A 19,146-nucleotide genomic window follows, 5' to 3' on the forward strand; every position below is an offset into this window, starting at 1 on the left:
GTTGTGCGTCGTGATAAATGGAATACTAGATGTAGTTGAAAAAAGATTCAACCATACAATATATGGGAAATTTAGATTGATTACGCCCCACTAATGCGCTCAGCGGGGAGGGGGCGTTATTGGGGGAAATTGCCGGATGGCGACGCAAGCGTGTTATCCGGCCTGGGACATCTGCACAGCTGTAAGCCTGATGCGCCATCAGGCAACAAAAGTTACATGCGCATACTGACAGCAAGTCGGTTAAAGCAGTTCATCAGGCCGATCGCAAAGGTCAGATCGCTTACCTCTCTGGCGCTAAAATGGTCGAGCAACGGCAGATAAACGTCATCTTCCGCGCGGGTGCCAACAATATCCGTCACGGATTCAGCCCACGCCAGCGCCGCGCGTTCCTGTTCACTGAAACGGTGGCTTACCCGCCAGCCTGCCAGCGCATCCAGTTTGGTTTGCTCAACGCCGGATTTACGCAGCGCTTTGCTGTGCATTTCAAGGCAAAACGCGCAGCCATTGATCTGCGAGATGCGCAGATAAACCAATTCCATCAGCGTGGTATCCAGCGCGCTGTTTTCCAATGCTTGTTTCGCCTGAACCAGAGCGTTATAGACTTCAGGGCTAAGTTCATAATAGGGCTGGCGTAATGTTGTCATGGTGTTTCTCCTCGTTTCAATGGCTGCACTGTAGCACTATAATGGACTGTTAAAGAGAACCATATTTTCACATAAAAAGCAGACCATAATGATGCCGCGCTATCAGCAAATCGCCCGTCAGTTAAAAAATACCATTGAACAAGGTGAACTCAAACCTGGCGCACGGTTGCCGTCCAGCCGCACGTGGGCGCAGGAGTTGGGCATTTCCCGCTCAACGGTAGAAAATGCGTACGGTGAGCTGGTGGCTCAGGGCTGGCTGGAGCGGCGTGGACAAGCCGGAACGTTTGTCAGTGGTCATTTGCGTTTAGAAAAACCGCATGCCGCGCCTGCTGTTTTTGCCGGAGAAAGCCAGACGCCGCAGCCTTTTCAGATGGGATTACCCGCGCTGGATCTCTTCCCGCGTGAGATATGGGCGCGTGTCATGGGACGCCGTCTGCGTACCCAGACGCGTTTTGACCTGGCGCTGGGCGAGGTTTGCGGCGAAGCCGTGTTGCGTCAGGCGATTGTCGACTATCTGCGGGTCTCACGCAGTATTGAGTGTCAGCCGGAGCAGGTGTTTGTGACGTCCGGATATGCGTCCTCGATGATGCTCATCCTGCGGGCGCTGGCACAACCGGGGGACGGCATGTGGGTGGAAGACCCCGGTTTTCCTCTGATTCGCCCGGTTATCGAGCAGGAGCGGGTTGAATTGTTGCCCGTACCGGTCGATGGCGATGGTCTGGATGTGTCGGCGGGGATCCGCGCTTACCCACAGGCGCGTTTTGTCCTGCTAACGCCTGCACATCAGAGTCCGCTGGGCGTGGCGCTGTCATTGACGCGTCGCCATCAGCTCCTGGAGTGGGCCGCCAGTTCACAGGCGTGGATTATCGAGGATGACTATGACAGTGAGTTCCGCTATCACGGTAAGCCGTTGCCTCCGCTGAAAAGTCTGGATGCGCCGCAGCGCGTGGTGTATGCCGGAACATTCAGCAAGTCACTCTTTCCGGCGCTGCGCACGGCATGGCTGGTGGTGCCGATGAATCAGGTCGCGCGATTTCGTGAGCAGGCGGCATTGATGGCCAGCAGCGTGCCGGTGTTATGGCAACAGACGTTGGCAGATTTCATTCGCGACGGCCATTTCTGGCGACATTTAAAAAAGATGCGTCAACATTACGCAGAGCGTCGTCGCTGGATAGAAGAAGCGTTAACGGAACAGGGCTTTCGCGTGGTGGCGCAGGAAGGGGGCATCCAGATGGTGATTTCAGTAGAGGGTGAGGACGTTGCTCTGGTAGAGAAGGCGAATCATGCCGGGCTGGCCGTTCAGGCGTTGAGTCGCTGGCGAATCAGAGAGGAAGGGCAGGGCGGATTCCTGCTGTCGTTTACCAATATCACCACCGCCGCGATGGCGAAACAGGTCGCGCGACAGCTCAGGCAGGCGATAGCGTCGCGAAACAATGCCGGATAAGACGTTTTGGCGTCATCATCCGGCAAATCAGTCTGTTAGCGACGCAGACTCAGTAGCGCGCCGAGAAAAATACCGACTGCCGCTGCGGTTCCCACGCTGCACCAGGGTTTGTCGCGTACAAAAGTATCCGCGCAGCCGATGGCGTCCCGGGCTGCCTGCTGGACGCGAGTGCGGCCATGCATACGTGCGCGAGTCTCTTTCAGCAAAGCCTGCGCTCTGCGTCGTGCGTCCTCCGCTTCGTCTTTGGCGTCACTCCCCCAGGACTTAAGCACCTCTTCCAGACTGTCAGCTAATCGACTGGCATCGTTATGAATATCCTGTACATCTTCATCTACGTCGTTTCGGTTGGGTCTGTTAAACATATGATCCTCCATTGATTTCGATGTGCTTTTCAGTGTAGACCATAATTGTATCTTCCGACGTTCATCACGCTGTATTCGTATGTTTATGGACTTTTCTGAAAGCGCTGCTAATGCTGAATCAGGTATGGTAAGGCCGCGGTAAAAGATGACGAGGAAAATATATGTATTTACGACCCGATGAGGTGGCGCGCGTACTTGAAAAAGCGGGCTTTACCGTCGATGCAGTGACACAAAAAGCGTACGGTTACCGACGTGGCGAAAATTATGTGTACGTTAATCGCGAAGCGCGTATGGGGCGAACCGCATTAGTGATTCATCCGACATTAAAAGAACGAAGCTCTTCACTGGCTGAGCCTGCAACGGATATTAAAACCTGCGATCACTACCAGCAATTTCCACTGTATTTAGCGGGCGAAACGCACGAGCATTACGGTATTCCGCACGGATTTAGCTCGCGTATTGCGCTGGAACGTTATTTGAATGGATTGTTTGGCGAAGCGAAACTGAGCGAAAACTAATATACGCTAAATAATTCGGGTTGCAGGGAGGCGGTAAGCGAGGGAATCCCCAGAAGCTTACTAAAGCCAGTGACTGGGGGAGCGAACACAACCGCAGCACATGCAACGTGAAGTATGACGAGTATAAAGCGACTGGCGGGGCCAGTCGCACATGATGACTCAGGCGTAACTGCTGACCTTAAACAGGCGACGGCAGTAATCGAGAAAATAACCGTACACTGCCCCCATCAACATCGATACCACGATATTCGAACTCACGGCGGCGGTGATTTGATGCCAGTCAGCGCCAACCGTCAGCAAAATAGCGACATAAACCGGCGACTGGAAGGTCACATAAGCCAGAATATCCGCCAGGTTTTTCACCCATCCTGCAGAACTTGCCTTGCGCGAAACGCGCATGAACAGATCCCGGTACATTCCATACGGCCATGCGATAAGGATGTTAACCGGGATGGCAACCAGTCTGGATGAAAGTGACTGTTCAAAGGTCATTCCGGAGAGGAATATCTCGATCAACATGTTCACGACAGAACAGTAAACAACCATCGCGAACGTGTCAGCGACAGCATGACGCAAGCGTGACTGCGGTGAGAACATGTTAATGCTCCTTGTCAAAGGGGATTAATCGTCGTTAAATACTTCCTTGTAGTGAATTAGCGAAGTCTTTTCGCTTTCGCATAGAGTATATCGCTATATAATAACTAGCAATTAGCGTAAAATTTTTATTTATGCGCTTTTTGTCGATAAAATGCTCTGCGATGGTCTGTTTTTTGTACGTTTCGGGATTTTCGGTGTTCATTCACAAGAAATGTATTTTAAATCAAATCGTTATGACGGCTTGTCTTTTCGGTTTTTTTGAGAATCATTGTGAATGTTGCCAGATTCAACAGAGAACTCGGCGACGCTGGTGATTTTTGTCTTACCAGCATGTTTAATGCTGCATTGGGTTATTTTGCAGCATAAAATTCCGTCTAAATGATGTGACTGATTATTCACTTTTTATAAATCTTTATTCGATAATTTTCAGTGGCGGATGAGTGACATACTCCGCCAGGCACTTATTTCGTGCGGATCGTCTGACATACTGTATGCAAATATATTTTTTTATTTATTCACAAAATGCAATTCGGCTGCAATATATTCACTGGCGGGTGTTTGATAAATAATCATTATAAAGTGACATTTCATAATATTCTTAAACACGCCTGGGTCTGGAAATATCATTAAATATCGAATACACTTCCTTCTGTAATACTGTTTTTGGCTTTCTGCGTTAAAAGGTTTTTATTATTATGAATTTGATGTTACAGAACTTAAATAATATTCGTACGCTGCGTGCAATGGCTCGCGAATTCTCCATTGACGTTCTTGAAGAAATGCTCGAAAAATTCAGGGTTGTCACTAAAGAAAGGCGTGAAGAAGAAGAAGAACAGCAGCGTCAGCGCGCAGAGCAGCAAGAGAAAATTAATACTTTTCTGGAGCTGATGAAAGCGGAGGGCATTAACCCGGAAGAATTACTGGGAATGCAATCGGCAGCACCTCGCGTAACGAAAAAACGTCAGCCGCGTCCGGCGAAATACCGTTTTATCGATTTTAATGGTGAAACGAAAACCTGGACCGGGCAGGGGCGTACGCCTAAGCCTATTGCTCAGGCGCTGGCCGCAGGTAAATCTCTGGATGATTTCCTGATTTAATTCTGGTCGTGATATGCCGGATGGCAGCGATAAACTGCCTCCGGTTTACTGCCGGAAACCGGGCTTCACAGTAAGAGCCTGACCTGCATGGGTCATTAATGTGCGCGACGGTTCCAGGGCATTTTATCGAGCAGACGCGCCATCCCGCAAAAACCGGTGAATCCGGCCAGCATCAGCCCCGCGCCGACAAAACCGCTCAGCAGGAAGAAGCCCTGACTGACGGCGTATCCCAGCACAACCCCGAGTAAAATCAGCCCACCTGCGGCAATCTGCACCTGACGCATTAGCGGCAACGGTTGCGATGTGTCCTTTGCGACGGGTAACGACGCCGCTTTCCAGCCATCAATACCGCCTTCCAGCAGCCAGACTTTTGCTGGCGCAGCAACCGCCTGCAGCCTTGCCGCATTGTTTTGCGTACGCCGCCCCGACTGGCAATGAAAGATAACGTACTCACCGCGAAGATGGTCAGGAAATGCACCCTGTTCAAGCGTAGTGAGCGGAACCAGATGGGCATCAGGAATATGTTCATGCAGATACTCATCGGCATCACGGATATCAATCAGGTTCGCGCCCTGCGCAATGAGCGCCTGCGCCTCACGTGGGGAAATCGTCCCGCTGGTCATAGTGGCTCCTTATGGGCAATACAGGGTTTTCAATGTGGCGATAAGTGAACCTACCGCCTCATTTTTAATGAAGTAATGAATACGCTGGGCATCCCGCTGGCTGTCGATAAGTCCTTCTTCGCGCATCCGCGCCAGATGTTGAGAGGTGGCGGAAGGACTGAGTCCCGTCGCCCGCGCCAGTTCGCCTGCACTGGTGCCCGGCGAGCCGCAGAGCATGCACAAAATCAACAACCGCTTTGGGTTACTCATGGCTTTTAGCAGAGCGGCGGCCTGTTCGGCGCTGGCCTGGAGTTGTTCGAGTTCAGTCATGGTTATTTAAGTATTATCTAAATTAAGGTAATTCTAAAGTAAGGGGCAACAGTATGCCAGCGTCAAGAGCGTAAAAGCAGGTAAACGAAAAGGGGGAAATTGGCAGAGTCGGCCAAACTGACTACGCTTAGAGAGAAAATCTCTTTTTTAAACAATGAGTAATTTTACTTTTTTGGAGTGTGTATGGGTTTCTGGAGAATCGTAATTACCATCCTTCTTCCCCCGCTTGGCGTGCTGCTGGGGAAAGGATTCGGCTGGGCATTTATCCTTAACATCATTTTGACGCTATTGGGCTACATCCCCGGCCTTATCCATGCTTTCTGGATCCAAACTCGCGACTGATTTTTGCTGTACAGCAAGAACAGACCTCAGGTCTGCTCTTGCTGAAGTTTGCCGGACATCGCCTGTTGAATAATCGGGATTGGCGTCAGTAAGTGTTGGCGCATTAACTCGCTGGCGCGTTGTGCATCCCGCGCCAGAATCGCCTCGGTGAGCGTCTGGTGCTGAATGTGTTTGTCCTCCAGCATTTCTACCGACAGGACCGTTTCGCGCAGCCAGATAAACCGATAGCGCGCCGCAAGATCAAAAAGGCGTTCGCGCATTTGCAGCAGATAATGTGAGCCACATCCGGCGACGATGGCGGAATGAAACGCCTGGTGACGCTGATCCCACTCATCCAGCATCCCTTCACTGGCATCGCATGATTCCAGTTTATTCAGCATATGCGCTCTGGCGAGGATCTCGGCTTCCCATGCGTCGTCTCCGCGCTCGATAGCCAGTCGAACCAGCATGGCTTCCGTATTGGCGCGGGCATCAAATATATCGAGCAATTCCTGCCCGGACATGGATGCCACACGGTAGCCTTTCTGATTGACGACGGTCACCAGCCGTTCCGCCACCAGTTGGGAAAGGGCTTCTCGTAACGGCCCCACGCCAAGTTCATAGCGTGAGGTCAGTAAACTCATTCGCAGTTTTTCATCGGGCTGATAAATACCGCGGATGATGTCATTTTTAAGCCAGTGGTATCCATCTATGGCCGTCGGTTGGGAAGTGGCGGTCATGGGTACGACTCCTTAAGAAAATCACTATCCCGGCTTGCGCCGGGAACAGGTCTAACGTGTATTTTGTAACGGTGCCTTTTGCCACGATAGCAGTTTTTTCCAGCGTGACATAATCGGGACCGTACAAATGATCCCCAGGCCCAGAAGCCCTGTGGATATCACCTCAAGCTGCTGTGCAGGTCTGAACAACATGGCGATCAGCACGAAGGCGATAAAGGCAATCACCAGCCAGGTTAACCACGGATAGAGCCACATTCTCAGTTTAATGTCGCTCCCCTGCGCCAACAGAATTTTGCGCATCCGCAATTGAGAGACGGCAATAACCAGATACACCAACAGCGCGATGGCGCCTGAACTGTCGATCAGGAATTTAAACACTTTCGCCGGGGCATAATAATTCACGACAACCGTTAAGAATGCTGCGCCTGTCGAGAGCAGCACCGCCACATAAGGCGTTTTGCTGCGGTTGGTTTTGCCCATAAACGCCGGCGCATCACCGCGATGGCTCAGGGAGTAGAGCATTCTGGAAGACGTATACAGCGCGGAGTTCAGGCAACTGGTGACCGACAGTAAAATGACGCAGTCCATAATCAGTTTGGCATACGGAATATTCAGCAGTTCCAGCACCGAACGATACGACCCCACACTCTTAAGACCCGGCATGTTCCAGGGGATCAGCGCCACTACCACGAAAATTGAGCACAGATAGAAGATAGAAATACGCCAGATCACCGAGTTACTCGCCCGCACGATGTGCTTATCCGGGGTGTCGGATTCCGCGGCGGCGATAGTGACGATTTCCGCCCCCATAAACGAAAACATCGTAATCAGCATGGCGCTCAGTACCGCGCCAAAGCCATTTGGCATAAAGCCGCCATGATCCCATAAGCGGGAAACACCGCCCACGTCGGCATACGGATAAAAACCACTGATCGCCACCGCGCCCAGCGCAATAAACGCCAGAATAGCAACGACTTTGCATAGTGCCAGCCAGAATTCAAATTCGCCGTAGTTTTTGACGCTCAGCAAATTGCTGCCCGTCAGGGCAAGTGTGATCACCAGTGAAAATAACCAGATAGGTATGCCTGGGATCCATGAATTCAAGATGATGGCGGCGATATTGGCTTCCAGCGGAATGACCAACACCCAGAACCACCAGTACAACCAGCCAATGGTATACCCGGCCCACGGACCGATAGCTTTATCCGCATAAGTGGAAAAAGATCCGGTGTCTGGCGTGGCGACAGCCATTTCAGCCAGCATACGCATGATCATCACCACCAGCAGACCGGCGAACAGATAAGCCAGCAGAACAGCAGGCCCGGCTTCAGCAATAGCGACGCTGGAGCCAACAAATAAACTCGCGCCGATAACACCGGCAATAGATAACATGGTGACGTGGCGTGATTTCAGCCCGCCCCCTAAAGCATGTGATTCTGACGATTGCCCCATCTTCTATCCTCTCGAAAGTGTGTCACTTGGGAGAGCACCCCGACATTTCCCGCGTCGGGGCACGCGTATTATTGTTGTATTTACTGCATCGTCATCATTCCGTTAGCAACGAGGTATAGCCTTAGCGTTGTTTAACCTCATCGAAACACTGGGCGATAATCTCCAGCCCCTGGCGGATCTGCGCATCTTCAATGGTCAGCGGTACCAGAATACGCAGCACGTTGTAGTAAGGGCCGCAGGAAAGCAGGATCAGGCCTTTGTCGCGTGCGCGGGCGACGATTTCTGCGGTCAGCTTCGCATCGGGTTTGCTGTGATCGCCGTTTTCAAATAGTTCGATGGCGATCATGGCACCCAGTCCGCGGACATCGCCGATTTCCGGGTGTGTTTCGGCAATGGCCAGCAGTCCTTCACGCAGGGTTTTGCCCAACGTGTTGGCCTTTTGCAGCAGATCTTCCTGCTCGAAGATTTTCAGAACTGCCAGCGCGGCGGCGCAGGCAATCGGGTTACCGGCATAAGTACCGCCCAGCCCACCAGGGGCAACGGCGTCCATCACTTCGGCACGACCAGTCACGCCCGCCAGCGGGAACCCTCCGGCAATGGATTTGGCAAAGGTCGTAATATCCGGGGCGACGCCCATTTGTTCCATAGCGAACAGCGTACCGGTACGACCTGCGCCGCTCTGCACTTCATCGGCAATCAGCATGATGCCGTGCTCGTCGCAGATGGCGCGCAGGCGTTTCATAAAGGACGGGGAGGTGGCATAAAAACCGCCTTCGCCCTGGACAGGCTCGATGACGATGGCGGCAATGTCTTCCGGCGCGGCATCGTTTTTGAAGATGCGCTGAATGCTGGCAATCGCATCGTCATCGCTGATACCGTGCAGCGCGCAAGGGTACAGCGCACGATAAACGTGACCCGGCATCAGTCCCATCCCGGCGGAGTACGGATTCACTTTCCCGGTCAGAGAGAGTGTGTAGTGGGTGCGACCGTGATAAGCACCGCTAAACGCAATGGTGCCGCTGCGTTTGGTGGCGGCGCGGGCGATTTTCACCGCATTCTCAACCGCTTCTGAACCAGTGGTCACCAGCAGGGTCTTCTTGGCAAAATCCCCCGGCACTTTCTGGTTCATGATTTCGCACAGTTCCAGGTACGGTTCATAGGCCAGCACCTGAAAGCAGGTGTGCGACAATTTTTTCAGCTGTTGTTCTACTGCCGAGACGATCCCCGGATGCAGGTGTCCGGTATTCAGCACCGCAATGCCGCCCGCAAAATCAAGAAACTCACGACCTTCAACATCCCAGACGCGGCAGTTTTCTGCGCGATCGGCAAAGATGGGGTGAATCTGCCCAACGCCGCGAGGAACGGCGTTACTGCGGCGCTGCATTAATTCTTTATTGGTGCTCATTCGCTTTCTCCAGTCTTCAATCAGGTAAGGTTTACTTAAAGGCCGATACACATGTATTTGATTTCTAAATAATCTTCGATACCGTATTTGGAACCTTCGCGGCCAAGGCCGGAGGCTTTGATCCCACCAAAGGGAGCGACTTCGTTAGAGATAATGCCGGTGTTGATCCCAACAATGCCGTACTCCAGCGCTTCGCCGACGCGGAATACGCGGCTCAGATCGCGGGCATAGAAATAGGCCGCCAGGCCGAACTCGGTGTCGTTGGCCTGGGCTATCACGTCAGCTTCATCGTGAAAGCGGAACAGCGGGGCGAGCGGGCCGAACGTTTCTTCTTTGGCCACTTTCGCATCACGGGGAACATCCGCCAGAATGGTGGGCTGGAAGAAGTTGCCGCCCAGCGCATGCGCCTGACCGCCCGTGATCACGCGCGCGCCTTTCCCAACGGCATCCGCGATGTGTTCTTTCACTTTGGCGACGGCTTTCTCATCGATCAACGGTCCGGTGGTGACGCCCGCCTGTAAGCCATCGCCGAGATGCAGTTTGTTCACCGCTTGCTGAAGTTTTTCCGCAAAGCGCTCGTAGACGCTGTCCTGCACATACAGGCGGTTGGCGCAGACGCAGGTCTGCCCGGCATTACGGAATTTTGAGGCCAGCGCCCCTTCCACGGCTTTATCCAGATCGGCATCGTCAAAGACGATAAACGGCGCGTTGCCGCCAAGCTCCAGAGAGACTTTTTTGATATCTTTGGCGCACTGTTCCATTAACTGACGGCCAATTTCTGTGGAGCCGGTAAAGGAGAGTTTGCGCACCAGCGGGTTGCCGGTCAGTTCATTGCCGACGGCGCTTGCTGATCCGGTAACGACGTTAAAGACGCCGGCGGGAACTCCGGCGCGATGTGCCAGCTCCGCCAGCGCGAGCGCGGAAAACGGGGTCTGGCTGGCGGGTTTGAGCACCATGGTGCAGCCCGCAGCCAACGCCGGACCGGCCTTACGGGTGATCATTGCCGACGGGAAGTTCCACGGCGTAATGGCGGCCGTGACGCCAATCGGTTGTTTGATGACGATCAGACGCTTGTCTGCCTGATGACCCGGAATGGTATCGCCATAAATACGCTTGCCCTCTTCGGCAAACCATTCAATAAAGGAGGCGGCATAGACGATCTCGCCTTTCGCTTCCGCCAGCGGCTTGCCCTGCTCCAGCGTCATCAGGCGCGCCAGATCGTCCTGGTGTTCCATCATCAGGTTGAACCAGCGACGCAGAATATTGGCCCGCTCTTTGGCGGTCAGCGCACGCCAGGCGGGGAGGGCGCGATTCGCGGCTTCAATGGCTTCGCGGGTTTCGGTGGCCCCCATTTTGGGGACGCTGCCCAGCGGTTGGCCGTTTGCAGGATTGTTCACTGCGATCACGTCGCCGCTGTGGGCATCGCGCCACTGACCTTCAATAAAGGCCTGCTGGCGGAACAAGGTTGGATCGTTAAGTTGCATGATTGCTTCCTGTCTCAAAGTGTTTAACGGGTAAATGCGGCGTGTAAGGTGTCCACGCTACGTGCCGCACGCAGCGTACGTCCGGTATTGTGTTGGCTCTCCAGTAGAGTCTGCACTTTGCTGACGATATGGGCACCGATCGGAATAGCCGATGTCGCTGCGGGAGAGGGGGCGTTACAGGTATGGATAGAGCGCGGTGTGGTCACAAACAGAAAGTCGTCGATAAGCTTTCCGTCTGGCGAAACCGCCTGCGCCCGTACGCCCGCAGGCCACGGCTGGAGATCGTTTAATGTCAGGCTCGGGCAGTATTTTTGTACCAATCGCAGGTAGCCGCTTTTGCACAGCGAGTTTTTCATTTCACTGAGGCCAGAACGCAGATTGTTTTGCAGTACACGACGGATCCCGGACGAACCGAGGATCTCCAGCGTGTCGCTGAAGGAGAAGTCGCGCTTGCGATAGCCTTCGCGTTTGAAGGCGAGCACGGCGTTGGGGCCGACCGTGACGCTGCCGTCGATCATGCGGGTGAGATGTACGCCAAGAAACGGCATCGCCGGATCGGGGATCGGGTAGATCAAATGGTTGACGATGTGATTATGCTCGGGCGCCAGGCGGAAATACTCGCCACGGAACGGGCAGATAATAAAACCGGGATCGACCCCCAGCATTTTGACCAGCCTGTCGGCCATCAGCCCGGAGCAGCTAATCAGCGTCGAGGCTTCAAATTCTTGCCCCTGTCGGGTATGGACGACCACGCCGGTCGCGTGCTCTTTCAGGGCGCTAACCTCGGCGTGATAAACAATGTCGCCGCCTTTCGCCTGGAAGATTTTCGCCATTGCTACGGTGACTTCGCGATAGCTGACAATCCCGCTGGAAGGCACAAAAATGCCGCCCAGTCCGGTAATGTTCGGCTCGCGTTCGCGCAGCGCCCCGGCACTGAGCCACTCGCGCTCAATCCCGTTGGCTGCCGTACGATCCCACAGCGCCCGCATCCGTTCCATTTCCAGTTCGGAGGTGGCGACCAGCATTTTTCCGCACTCGTCGTAGCGAATGCCGTTTTGATCGCAGAAGGCTTTGGTGGCCTTGTTTCCCGCCAGGCAAAACTGCGCTTTCAGGCTGCCAGGGGTGTAGTAAACCCCGGCATGAATTACGCCGCTGTTGTGGCCCGTCTGATGACAGGCCGGTGCAGACTCTTTTTCCAGCACCACAATTTTGGCGTCCGGGTAGACATCAATCAGCTGCATGGCGGTCGACATGCCGATAATGCCGCCGCCAATAATCACAAAATCATACATCCGCTCTGTTCCTCGGGTGGCGCTTATTGGTGCGTCTGGTAGCCGTGAGTGGCGTAGGCGAAATAACCGCGCTGGCGCATCAGTTCACGGCGCAAATCAGGATGCGCGGTAAAACGATCGCGTCCGTGCAGCCAGAACAGGTTGTTAATCAGCAGGAATTTGCCGACCGGAACGGGAACGGAAAGGATGTTTTTACTGGTTTCCAGCGCGTCCGAAAGGTCGCTTAGCCAGGTGCCTTCTTCAAAATCTTTCGGCTGGACGAACTGGTCGATGTAACGCATGACCGGACGGCCCAGTGGGTCGACGTCGAACACCGGGTGAAAGACATCGTGACTGACGTTTTTGCTTGGCGGTGCTGCCCAGCGCATCGCCCGGCGCGCCAGAGGGTGCGAGAAGTACTCGTCCAGATGTTCCCAGTCATCAAGGTGCAGCAGCAGCGAATTACCGCCTTCCATGTTCTGCTCATCGATTTTCATCATCAGCACGTAATCGGTGATTTCTTCGACGAACGTTCCGTCATTGTGCAATTCCAGCACGCGGTGAGGCTGGCGCAGGTAGCTGTCTGAACTGTCGACATTTTTCACCACAAACCGCGCATAGTATTGACCGCTCATCGCGTCATAATTGGAACGCCCAATCAGATGCGCCACGGCGGTGGCCAGTTTGACCATGTCGTCAGCCTGCGCCACGTTGTCGACCCCTTCAGCGCCGATCAACAGAGCGCCTTCGCCCCGCTCCAGCAGCGTTTTAATCAGCAGCGGTTGCAGCTGGTTGCCGCAGAGATCGTCGAGGATCTTGCTCACCTTAAAGCGTAAAAATGATTTGTATTCCAGCGCCTGCACCGGCCATTGCGCAACCTGCTGTAAGAATTGTTGGGTCGTGTCGGAGCTAAACGTCAGTTCCAGTAGTCGCGGTGATTGTGCGGACGGGGCGACGGTGAAACCGGTGTAGTTCCGGGCTGAATCCCCAGCGTTGGGTTTTACGGCAGTCAGTGCATTCATCAGAATCGATCCTCTCGGTAGATTGTCGTGGGAGACATGGCGATGCTCATTTCGTAGCCATAAATTAAAAATATCTACATTTTCAATAAACGCATACAAAACGGCCAATTTGTTTAATTTTTGTGATCAAAAACAACAAATATTTAACAATATGAGTTGTGTGGATAAAGGGGGAAGGGGCAGGGATTTTTCACTAAAGGTAATGTAAAACAATGCATTAATAGAAGGCGACCGCTGGGAGGAGAGCCCAGCGGTGCACCCATAGATCAGTTCCAGTCGGTGATCGTTCTCGTCGACACGCACCCTCAGCCAGCGCGGTAGCCCATAATGGCAAACAGCGTTTCACCGCCTTGCGCGCCTGCGGCCAGAAAACCCTCTGCGTTGAGCGCTAACGGGCGTCGTGTTACCGAGTTCCCGACATTACCGCCGATAATTTCAATTTCATCAGCCCCAACAGAAACCACTAAATCCGTATGGCTGCTGTAATTGCCAAGATGTTGATGATCGTAATCGACGACTTTATCGGGATCCCGATCCCAGCACACCAGATCGCCGACCTGGGGTTTACGCTCATTCAGTCTGTAGCCCCAATACAGCGCATTGGCGTTACCCTGATTTCTGTCGCGGATGGATTTACTGATGTAGGTCGCATGCGAGGCCGAGTAGGCAAACCGATCCCCGGCCCCCGCCTGGCGCATCACCCATGAAATAAATGCCGCTGACCACGGCCAGTCATGATCCCGTCCGTCCAGATCGTCTCGTCCGATCTTCGCCCAATACAGACCGACGCGCTGCCACCAGCCATCTTCACCCTCTTTACGCCCGGTATGGATAATGCCTCCGCTGCGGTTGTAACGCTGATCGCCGAAAAAGCGCCATTCTTCGGTTGCGATTGTCGCCGCACTGGCGGTTAAACCTGTAGCGGAAGAAACCACAAATTGGGGTTCTGACGCGGGTGCTGCTGCTCCGTTTCCACTTGTCGCTTCGTCAATAAACGGCACCGTGCCTTGCTCCGTGAGAGGCGTCGCGACCGGATTTACCGGTATTCCGGTCGCCGGATTCACCGGGATTCCGTGGGCATTAATCGGTACCTGCGAAAGATCCCAATTGCCACGTTCAATTTCGACGCGTAAACATTTTGTCCGGTAGACCGTCGGATGCAGTACCGGGTTACTATGGTTGGCAAGCCATGAATTTCGCACCCTGACATACTCGGAAATCCACGTGCGCTCATTACCTCCGCTGGCCGGAGGAACCTCACGAAACCGGGAACGCAGGAACGGTAAGATGCTGCCGCTATGGACAAAAGAGTCATAGATGACCAGCATGGAAAGGGCTTCTTTAAAGCCAAACGTTTGTGCCCATTTCAGCGCGGGAGTGAAGTAGCGCTCATCAAAAAACAGGTCCTGAACGGTCTTCATTATCGGGTCGTCGCTGCCAGCGCGACGAAGCAGACTCTTGAACTGCTCATGATCAACCAGAGGTGTATTTCCGATTAGAGGAACGAAGGGGGCAAGCTCGGCGCTGAATCGCCCGTTTGCATTGACGTATCGGGCCACCAGATCCTTAAGTTTGCCGTATTCGGTGGTTTGCGAACGGCCATAGGTCACCTGTCGAATCTGGTGCGGGCCATCATGAAATGTCGCAATGGCAGAATAATCACCCTCGGCTGAACCGGTTTCAAAAGCATTCAGGACGCGTTCACAAATACTTTTTTGTACGGGTGTGAGTAGCATAAAATCCCTCCTGTTATCGATAGTGAGTGAATACACATCGCTCATTTTTTCTTACGGGCGGGGTGGTCTGGATCGGAGGGTTTTGGGCCCGTGGAGCGTATCTGCATGACGCGCTGAAGTGTGTCGAACCAGAATTGGCCGCCGAGCGAGACCGCGAAAATGGTGACCAGCAATCCCGCTGCTTTTGCCAGGTATTCCCACACGTTTTGCGGCAAACCTTTCCATCCGAATGAGAGGCCGGTAGCCTGCAAGGCTGATACCGCACGGTCATATTGTGCTGTGGCATCTGTAACCTGATCGGTCGCTTGCTTAACGCTGACGTTTGTCGTTTTGTTATTCGCCTCTTTGGCCTGAGCTTTCGCATTAGTCAGTGTCTGCTGCGCGATATTCACCATTTTTTCGCGTGTTGCAGGATTTGAGGCCAGTACTGTCGCGATATTGATGGAGTCGACATTTCCGCTGAGAACCAGAAGCGCGGCGACGATAAGCGTGATGGTCTGTGTTTTGCGTTTGTACCAACCGGAGGCGCGGTCCATCACCGCATCAAACTGTTTTGCGACGGCCTGGCGAAACTGAGTTGCATCGTTTTCAGTCTGCATCACTACTGTTTCAAGGATCCCTTTTATACGGTTATTTTCCGCCGTCCCCGGCAGCGTATTCACCCCTGCGCAAAGCGTCGCCATGACGCTTTTCCCCACGACTAACGATTCCACAACCTGTCCGACAATTTCTGGGGGAATATAAGAGGGGAGACCGTTTTTGCCTTTGCTGAGGGATTGAATCAAAGGATGCGCATAAAATTGGGTAATAAACTGTTCATTCGGCGCCAGTTCTCCTGAAAATAACTCTTTCAGCGCCATTTCAAGATTTTTGCTGCGGATATTGGTCCAGGCAGAAATGGCTTCAACGATAGCGGTACAGGCAATTCCGAACGTAAAGTATACGGTCATAAGCCCAATCAGTACGTCGAGCGTCTCCAGTCCAAACATGTTGTTTTCCTCACCACCAGGCGTGTTCGGTCAACCGCTGCCGGAAATCGCGTAGATTTCTCCCTGAAAATATGAATCAGATAGCATAAATAATCGTTAATATTTTCGTCGTAATTTGTCGCGCGATATCAATCATTCGTCGCATCCCGCTGGGTTTCCCGTTTAGAAAACAGTGATGATGGTGATGCGTCAGTGAAACTGAATAATTTCTGAAGGGTGAAATGATGAGGTGCACTGGAAGATGGCGAGATGGTTAGCCGCCTGAACGATTAACGTATATTTTACTTTTGCCGCCTTTGTATTAATGATAAATAAATATTTCTGTAAAAAGAGTAAATGGCTTTTGTTGCAAACTTAATTTTATTGCAATGTTAACATCAGAATTACTAAGCGTTGCTTTGTTGATTTAAATACTATTTTTGCATACTGTTTGGGGCGGTCTTTTCGTTAAGCAGACCCAAGGGTAAGGAACTGTTGCTAAATCACAACAGATAAAAGGGAGAATACTATACTGACGTTATATACCTGTTCGAGTATCCACCATGCAACTTTTCAGTATCATCATTCTGTTAACCATTACGGTTATCATTCATTCGCTGTGGATGTTAGGTGTTATTAAATATATTAAATTTAACTATGGCAACGCCTGGCGAGTTGTTTTAGGTAATGTTGCATTTGTTATTTCGATGCTTTTTGCTCATTTGCTTGAGGCCTCTCTTTTTGCCGCGTTTTATCTTTCTGTCAATGCGTTAGACAATTGGGAAACCAGTTTCTACTTTTCGTTAGTGAGCTATGCCACCGTCGGTTACGGCGATGTCACCCTGCCGGGTGAATGGCGGATGGTCGGTGCGGTAGAAGGGCTGATTGGGGCATTGATGGTGGGATGGTCCGTCGCCGTGCTGGTCGCATTGTTGCAGCGGTTGAAGTTTTTAACTGAAAAATAAGGCGTTAACCGGAGTCGATTATTATTCATCATACCCGGGCATCGCCGGGAATTATCGGCGACTGCCCGGCGCACTGTCATTTCCGGCGCTTCTTTTTCCTCAATGTTATCAATCAGGCTGACGCGGAATAAGAATGGCTCATCAGCTCCTCCATAAACAGGCGAAGGATTGCCGGTTGCGTTGCTCCCCGTTTTGTTATCGAAGAAAACGGCCATGTTGAGCCAAATTGCTCAGGCTCTATCTGGCGCATTTGACCTGCGTTGACCCACTGGCGGGCATAATGCCTGGGGAGAAAACCGAGGTACGCGCCGGTCAGAATGAGAATAGCCTGTGCTTCGACATTGTCGACGGTGGCGGCGGCATAGCTTGATTTGAGCAATTGCAGATCGCGTTGTTGCAGAAAGCCGCGCGCGACAATTTGACTCTCACGGATCGCATTGATGAGGGCATCGCCGCCCGGAGGATTATCGAAAAGCGGGTGATAGCGACTGCAATACAGACCATCGGGTTCATCGTACAACTGCGTATAAGAGAGCCCTGCCACCTCAAACGGGAAATGGCCAATGGCGACGTGCAGCCGCCCGTCCAGGACGCGTCCTTCCAGCTCTGCGGGTGTGCCAATGTAGATATCCAGCTGCACATCGTGACCATGTGAAACGAACTGGCGCAACGTACGCGACAAAACGCTGTCGTTGTCGGTGGCGGTATTGTCAATGATGCCCAGATAGAGCTTGCCGGAAATGTGCCGCTTGAGCGCGGAGGTATCCATACAAAACGTATCCACAGCCAGAAATAGCCGCTGCGCCGCCTCGTAAGTGGCGGTGCCGTATTCCGTCAGTCGAAACCCACAACGCCCGCGTTCGCACAATTTGACGCCGAGGCGAGTCTCCAGGCTGGTCATATGTTCGCTGATCGTGGACTGGCTCACATTCAACGCCGCCTGAGCTGCAGAAAAACCGTTACATTTCACAATAGTCATGAAAATTCTGAGTAGCTTCAGGTCAATATTCTGCAGTTGATTCACGTCTCTATCCCCTTATGCGTTACTTCGGAAATGCCGATATGAACATCTGATGTTTTCTATTTTTATCATGCAAATTGTTGTCCATAGTCATTGTTATGGCAAGTGAACCTGTGCTTGGTCATTTCAGAAAATCCACAGATTGGGGGAGAGAGTATGGGGAACAATAACTACGAGTCTGGACGATTGAACCTGCCGTTTGTCGGCCATTGTACTTTTGCTAAAGCGCCGGTATGCCTCAACTGGGAAGAGATTGATGCCGATGTCGCGATCCTTGGCGCGCCCAACGATATGGGGACGCAATGGCGCTCTGGTGCGCGCTTCGGACCCCGCGGCATCCGCGAAGCTTCTACGTTATTTTCGTTTGGTCATGCCGGTGCCTATGACCATGAAGATGATGTGCTGTATCTGACACAAGACCAGGTACGGATGGTTGATGTGGGCGATGCGGACATCGTGCACACCGATATGACCAGCAGTAACGCAAACATTGAACTGGCGGTACGTAAGATCCTGGCTTCCGGCGCGATGCCGGTGGTGCTGGGTGGCGACCATTCCATTCACGCCCCGGTCATTAAGGCCTATGAAGGGCGCGGGCCGATTCACATCGTCCATTTCGATGCCCACCTCGACTTTGTCGATGAGCGCCACGGTGTGCGCTATGGCCATGGCAGCCCGCTGCGCCGCGCGTCAGAAATGAATCACATCACGGGCATGACGCAACTCGGTATTCGCAACGTCTCCTCATCCAACCGCAGCGACTACGACGCGGCGCGTGCGGCGGGTTCCAATATCCTGTCGGTACGCGACGTGCGCCGTTTAGGCGTCGAAGGCGTGCTGGAGCAGATCCCGCAGGGCTGCAACTACTACCTCACCATTGATATCGACGGTTTTGATCCGTCGATTGCCCCGGGCACCGGTACGCCGAGCCACGGTGGTTTCCAGTACTACGAGGTGCTGGAGATTATTCAGGCGCTGGCGAAACGCAGCGGCGGCAACATTATCGGTATGGATTTGGTCGAAGTGGCGCCCGCCTACGATCCCACCGGCGTGACCTCGATTCTGGCAGCCCAACTGCTGATGAATAGCATTGGTTTTATTTTCTACGAGCGTAAGCAATCCCAGGCTCGCTGAGCAACAAGTGGGTGGTTAAACCACCCCTCTGAA

At 52.9% G+C, this 19,146-nt stretch carries 20 protein-coding genes; 6 read left to right on the forward strand and 14 right to left on the reverse strand.

Annotation, left to right across the window (positions count from 1 at the left end):
* Nucleotides 1-212 precede the first annotated feature (212 nt).
* On the reverse strand, nt 213-644 hold the full coding sequence (locus P2W74_RS05235) for a carboxymuconolactone decarboxylase family protein (RefSeq protein ID WP_203360273.1): 432 nt from the start codon (nt 642-644) through the stop codon (nt 213-215).
* Nucleotides 645-735: 91 nt separating this feature from the next.
* Between P2W74_RS05235 and pdxR the strand changes: the two genes are divergently transcribed.
* A complete protein-coding gene (gene pdxR, locus P2W74_RS05240) occupies nt 736-2,088 on the forward strand; it encodes a MocR-like pyridoxine biosynthesis transcription factor PdxR (protein ID WP_276295128.1) in 1,353 nt (450 codons plus the stop codon).
* A gap of 35 nt (nt 2,089-2,123) precedes the next feature.
* On the opposite strand, the gene P2W74_RS05245 is transcribed toward pdxR, so the two are convergent.
* Nucleotides 2,124-2,450: an ElaB/YgaM/YqjD family protein gene (locus P2W74_RS05245; RefSeq protein WP_276294184.1), complete on the reverse strand. Its 327-nt coding sequence runs from the start codon at nt 2,448-2,450 to the stop codon at nt 2,124-2,126.
* A gap of 161 nt (nt 2,451-2,611) precedes the next feature.
* Between P2W74_RS05245 and P2W74_RS05250 the strand changes: the two genes are divergently transcribed.
* A complete protein-coding gene (locus P2W74_RS05250) occupies nt 2,612-2,968 on the forward strand; it encodes a DUF2002 family protein (protein ID WP_276294185.1) in 357 nt (118 codons plus the stop codon).
* Nucleotides 2,969-3,127: 159 nt separating this feature from the next.
* Here the strand turns inward: P2W74_RS05250 and alaE are convergent, their stop codons facing one another.
* A complete protein-coding gene (gene alaE / locus P2W74_RS05255; protein ID WP_203360275.1) occupies nt 3,128-3,565 on the reverse strand; it encodes an L-alanine exporter AlaE in 438 nt (145 codons plus the stop codon).
* Between the two features lie 695 nt (nt 3,566-4,260).
* Here alaE and stpA point away from each other — a divergent pair.
* Nucleotides 4,261-4,662 carry a DNA-binding protein StpA gene (gene stpA, locus P2W74_RS05260; RefSeq protein WP_276294186.1) on the forward strand — a complete coding sequence of 134 codons (402 nt, stop codon included), beginning with the start codon at nt 4,261-4,263 and terminating at the stop codon, nt 4,660-4,662.
* Between the two features lie 95 nt (nt 4,663-4,757).
* Here stpA and P2W74_RS05265 read toward each other — a convergent pair whose 3' ends face one another.
* Together P2W74_RS05265 and P2W74_RS05270 are read right to left on the reverse strand one after the other, a co-directional pair.
* A complete protein-coding gene (locus P2W74_RS05265) occupies nt 4,758-5,285 on the reverse strand; it encodes a rhodanese family protein (RefSeq protein WP_276294187.1) in 528 nt (175 codons plus the stop codon).
* A 9-nt stretch (nt 5,286-5,294) separates the two neighbouring features.
* On the reverse strand, nt 5,295-5,594 hold the full coding sequence (locus P2W74_RS05270; RefSeq protein ID WP_203360278.1) for an ArsR/SmtB family transcription factor: 300 nt from the start codon (nt 5,592-5,594) through the stop codon (nt 5,295-5,297).
* A 183-nt stretch (nt 5,595-5,777) separates the two neighbouring features.
* Here P2W74_RS05270 and P2W74_RS05275 point away from each other — a divergent pair, with 183 nt between their 5' ends.
* Complete coding sequence (locus P2W74_RS05275) at nt 5,778-5,936, forward strand: YqaE/Pmp3 family membrane protein (protein ID WP_192613185.1); 159 nt, start codon at nt 5,778-5,780, stop codon at nt 5,934-5,936.
* A gap of 26 nt (nt 5,937-5,962) precedes the next feature.
* Here the strand turns inward: P2W74_RS05275 and csiR are convergent, their stop codons facing one another.
* The 8 genes from csiR to P2W74_RS05315 all read right to left on the reverse strand — a co-directional run bounded on the left by csiR (nt 5,963) and on the right by P2W74_RS05315 (nt 16,014).
* Nucleotides 5,963-6,655 (reverse strand): DNA-binding transcriptional regulator CsiR, encoded by a 693-nt coding sequence (csiR, locus tag P2W74_RS05280; protein ID WP_276294188.1) that lies wholly within the window; start codon nt 6,653-6,655, stop codon nt 5,963-5,965.
* A gap of 51 nt (nt 6,656-6,706) precedes the next feature.
* Nucleotides 6,707-8,107 carry a GABA permease gene (gene gabP / locus P2W74_RS05285; protein WP_276294189.1) on the reverse strand — a complete coding sequence of 467 codons (1,401 nt, stop codon included), beginning with the start codon at nt 8,105-8,107 and terminating at the stop codon, nt 6,707-6,709.
* 121 nt (nt 8,108-8,228) lie between these two features.
* Entirely contained in the window at nt 8,229-9,512 is a 1,284-nt protein-coding gene (gene gabT, locus P2W74_RS05290) for a 4-aminobutyrate--2-oxoglutarate transaminase (protein WP_276294190.1), read from the reverse strand.
* Between the two features lie 35 nt (nt 9,513-9,547).
* A complete protein-coding gene (gene gabD, locus P2W74_RS05295; RefSeq protein ID WP_276294191.1) occupies nt 9,548-10,996 on the reverse strand; it encodes an NADP-dependent succinate-semialdehyde dehydrogenase in 1,449 nt (482 codons plus the stop codon).
* 23 nt (nt 10,997-11,019) lie between these two features.
* Nucleotides 11,020-12,288: an L-2-hydroxyglutarate oxidase gene (gene lhgO / locus P2W74_RS05300; RefSeq protein ID WP_276294192.1), complete on the reverse strand. Its 1,269-nt coding sequence runs from the start codon at nt 12,286-12,288 to the stop codon at nt 11,020-11,022.
* A 23-nt stretch (nt 12,289-12,311) separates the two neighbouring features.
* Nucleotides 12,312-13,289: a glutarate dioxygenase GlaH gene (gene glaH / locus P2W74_RS05305; RefSeq protein WP_276294193.1), complete on the reverse strand. Its 978-nt coding sequence runs from the start codon at nt 13,287-13,289 to the stop codon at nt 12,312-12,314.
* Between the two features lie 305 nt (nt 13,290-13,594).
* Complete coding sequence (locus P2W74_RS05310) at nt 13,595-15,025, reverse strand: DUF2272 domain-containing protein (protein WP_276294194.1); 1,431 nt, start codon at nt 15,023-15,025, stop codon at nt 13,595-13,597.
* A 41-nt stretch (nt 15,026-15,066) separates the two neighbouring features.
* On the reverse strand, nt 15,067-16,014 hold the full coding sequence (locus P2W74_RS05315) for a hypothetical protein (RefSeq protein ID WP_276294195.1): 948 nt from the start codon (nt 16,012-16,014) through the stop codon (nt 15,067-15,069).
* Nucleotides 16,015-16,556: 542 nt separating this feature from the next.
* On the opposite strand from P2W74_RS05315, the gene P2W74_RS05320 reads away from it, so the two are divergent.
* A complete protein-coding gene (locus tag P2W74_RS05320; RefSeq protein ID WP_276294196.1) occupies nt 16,557-16,958 on the forward strand; it encodes a potassium channel family protein in 402 nt (133 codons plus the stop codon).
* Nucleotides 16,959-17,070: 112 nt separating this feature from the next.
* Here P2W74_RS05320 and P2W74_RS05325 read toward each other — a convergent pair whose 3' ends face one another.
* Complete coding sequence (locus P2W74_RS05325) at nt 17,071-17,982, reverse strand: LysR family transcriptional regulator (RefSeq protein WP_276294197.1); 912 nt, start codon at nt 17,980-17,982, stop codon at nt 17,071-17,073.
* A gap of 153 nt (nt 17,983-18,135) precedes the next feature.
* On the opposite strand from P2W74_RS05325, the gene speB reads away from it, so the two are divergent.
* On the forward strand, nt 18,136-19,113 hold the full coding sequence (speB, locus tag P2W74_RS05330) for an agmatinase (protein ID WP_276294198.1): 978 nt from the start codon (nt 18,136-18,138) through the stop codon (nt 19,111-19,113).
* Nucleotides 19,114-19,146 lie beyond the last annotated feature (33 nt).

Source organism: Citrobacter enshiensis, assembly GCF_029338175.1.
In the GTDB taxonomy this organism is placed as follows: domain Bacteria; phylum Pseudomonadota; class Gammaproteobacteria; order Enterobacterales; family Enterobacteriaceae; genus Citrobacter_D; species Citrobacter_D enshiensis.